The organism is Chloroflexota bacterium (assembly GCA_018825785.1).
Taxonomy (GTDB): Bacteria; Chloroflexota; Dehalococcoidia; order JACVQG01; family JAHKAY01; genus JAHKAY01.
The window spans coordinates 1-2,325 of record JAHKAY010000031.1; the positions used below are offsets into that span (position 1 = coordinate 1).

Genomic DNA, 2,325 nt, shown 5'->3' on the forward strand with positions numbered 1-2,325 from the left:
CTTGCTTTGCGGCAGGGCCGTCGCTCTCTCCCGCATGGCAGGGAGATGGATGGTAGCCCGCGGCGATGCACTTCGGCCCTTCAGGCTGGCCTTGCTTTGCGGCAGAGCCCTCTCTTTCTGTCCTTGGCGGGGGAGCCGTCCTTTTCTCACCGTTGCAGGGAACATGACTCTGCCTGCCGGCGTTTCCCTGGCAAGGGGCACTGCTGTTATCCCCAGTTGCCCTGGGAAGGGCAGCGGCCCTTGACGCCTCCGGAGATAGGCTATGAGTCCCGCCCCCTCCAGGGCGATGATGGCAATTCCCGGGACGGCAACCAGGAGGATGAAAAGCCAGGGGGTCCGGACATAGGACCAGAGATATCCCAGCAGGGGGATACTGAACCACGACCGCCCAATCACGTTCGCCTCCGACGTCACATCTATGTCTTCGCTCCCCGAGGCATCCCCCCTGGTGATGAAGTTCAGGGACCCGTTGGCGTCGGTCTCTATGGCCACTACCCTGTGGACGACCCTCAGGGTGGAGCGGGCTGGGTCCGAGGAGTTGTAGGCGATGATGTCACCTACTTGGATTTCGGCGGCGTCCACGGGCCTTACGGCTATCACCGCGCCCAGGGGGATGGCCGGGCTCATGCTCCCGCCGATAACGGTGAGGAACTTCAAGTCGGTGAGCCGGGGTGCCAGGAGAAAGAAGGCCTGGGCCAGGAGGACCAGGACCAGGAAGGCGTTAACGGCAATTCCGGCTATTTTTGTGGGAGTGCCTGGTTTCACTTTCGCCCCCTTCTCCCCGGGGGGAGGTTGCCCTCCCCCCGGGAACAATCTCTAGCCTACTACGGGTTGTTGGTGGTCTGCTCGGCGTCGTAGACGAAGGCCACGGTAGCGCTGGTCCCCTGGTAGGCGTTGCCTGTGCCCACGGGCAGGGTGACCTTGAACCGCAACCTCTCGCTCCCCGAAGCAGCCAGGTTCCGGTCGCCGGCCTGGTTACCCTGGGTCGGGTTGCCGAAGGCCGCTGCCGACAGGACCCCGTCCGCGCCGTAGATGGCGGCCTCCCCTACGGTATCGTCGGCGGTGTACCAGGTGCCATCCAGCCCCGCACCCGTCACCACATCAATGGTGAGATCAAGCTGTTCGTCCAGGGCGCTGGAGCCATCCGGGGTTGTGGTCATGGCATAGCGCAGCGCCAGGTTGCCGCTATTGGTCACCTGGAGCCCGCTGTAGTTCACATTCCCCGGGGCCATCTGGGTAACGGTGAACATCGCCGTAGCCGGGGTAAGGGCTACGTCCACCGTGCCCGCCGTGAAGGCGTTGGCCGGGCTGGTCGCCTGGTCAGTGAAGACGGCCATGGCCCCCAACATGAACATGGTTGACACCGCTCCGATGAGCAGGAAACCCCACAGGACCCGACGGACTAGACTTTTGCCTTGCATTCGACACCTCCTTTTTTGGTATGACTCCATAGAAACACATGAGGATTAAGAAGGGGGTTGAGAAAGGCCCTGAAGGGGGTAAGCTATGGCAAAGAGACGGTCAAGCTTGATAAAGATGTGGTTAAGGGATGGGACTTTTTACCCCCATTACCTCTTGGGGAAGGGGGCCATTCTTCCTAGAGTTGCCAGAGAATTCACAGCCATAGCAAAGCTGAGGGGCACAACATTGGGTATATCACTTCAGGCGGGGGGGGGATTCAGTCGGGGAGCATATTCCCTCTTTGGGACCCCCTGCGGGGGACACAGAGCCACGGAGAGGGATCGAACCTCCGCTCTGCGGCTCACAGGGAAGCCGTCGCCCGAAAGAACCGCATTGGGCGCATCGTGGATGGCTACCTGCCAGGGGTACGAGACGCTTTCTCCAATCCCCGGTCTCTCCAGGCGAGGGCATTCCTGCACTCTCAGCTCGATCCCTTCGCCGTAGTCCGTGCCGGGGAGGAAGCGAAAGGGCTAATCCTGTCAAGGTACCGAGTCCCCGAAGAGATAAGGCGGGAGAAGCGACGGCGCAACCCGGCTAAGGGCAGCGGCCGTACTCTGAGGAAGAAAACCCAGGGGATGGCCTCTGAGGTGGACCCCATTGTTAGGACAGGGAAGAGGCCATATTAAGAGCGGGCCCTGCCGTCCTCAGACTGCTTGGTGTTGAAGATTCTACCACACCTCCTTCCGTAGCTTCCATAGGGATTGAGACGTACGCCTCTCCCGGTGTCCGGTAGCCCAGGGCCTGGTGGGGACGCTGGGTGTTGTAGAAGCGGAAGTAGTCCCCGATCCCGGTCCTGGCCTCTCTGCCATCCTGGTATGCTTTCAGATACACCTCCTCGTACTTGACCGTGCGCCACAGCCGCTC

General features: G+C 61.5%; 3 protein-coding genes and 1 tRNA gene. All 4 read right to left on the reverse strand.

Features of this window, described 5'->3' with window-relative positions; genetic code table 11:
- Positions 1-765: signal peptidase I (locus KJ624_04870; GenBank protein MBU2009160.1), on the reverse strand; the 765-nt coding region annotated here is incomplete at its 3' end.
- A 59-nt stretch (positions 766-824) separates the two neighbouring features.
- A complete protein-coding gene (locus KJ624_04875) occupies positions 825-1,421 on the reverse strand; it encodes a M73 family metallopeptidase (GenBank protein ID MBU2009161.1) in 597 nt (198 codons plus the stop codon).
- Positions 1,422-1,727: 306 nt separating this feature from the next.
- Positions 1,728-1,809, reverse strand: a tRNA-OTHER gene (locus tag KJ624_04880).
- 252 nt (positions 1,810-2,061) lie between these two features.
- A partial coding sequence (locus tag KJ624_04885) for an integrase core domain-containing protein (GenBank protein ID MBU2009162.1) occupies positions 2,062-2,325 on the reverse strand: 264 nt, incomplete at its 5' end.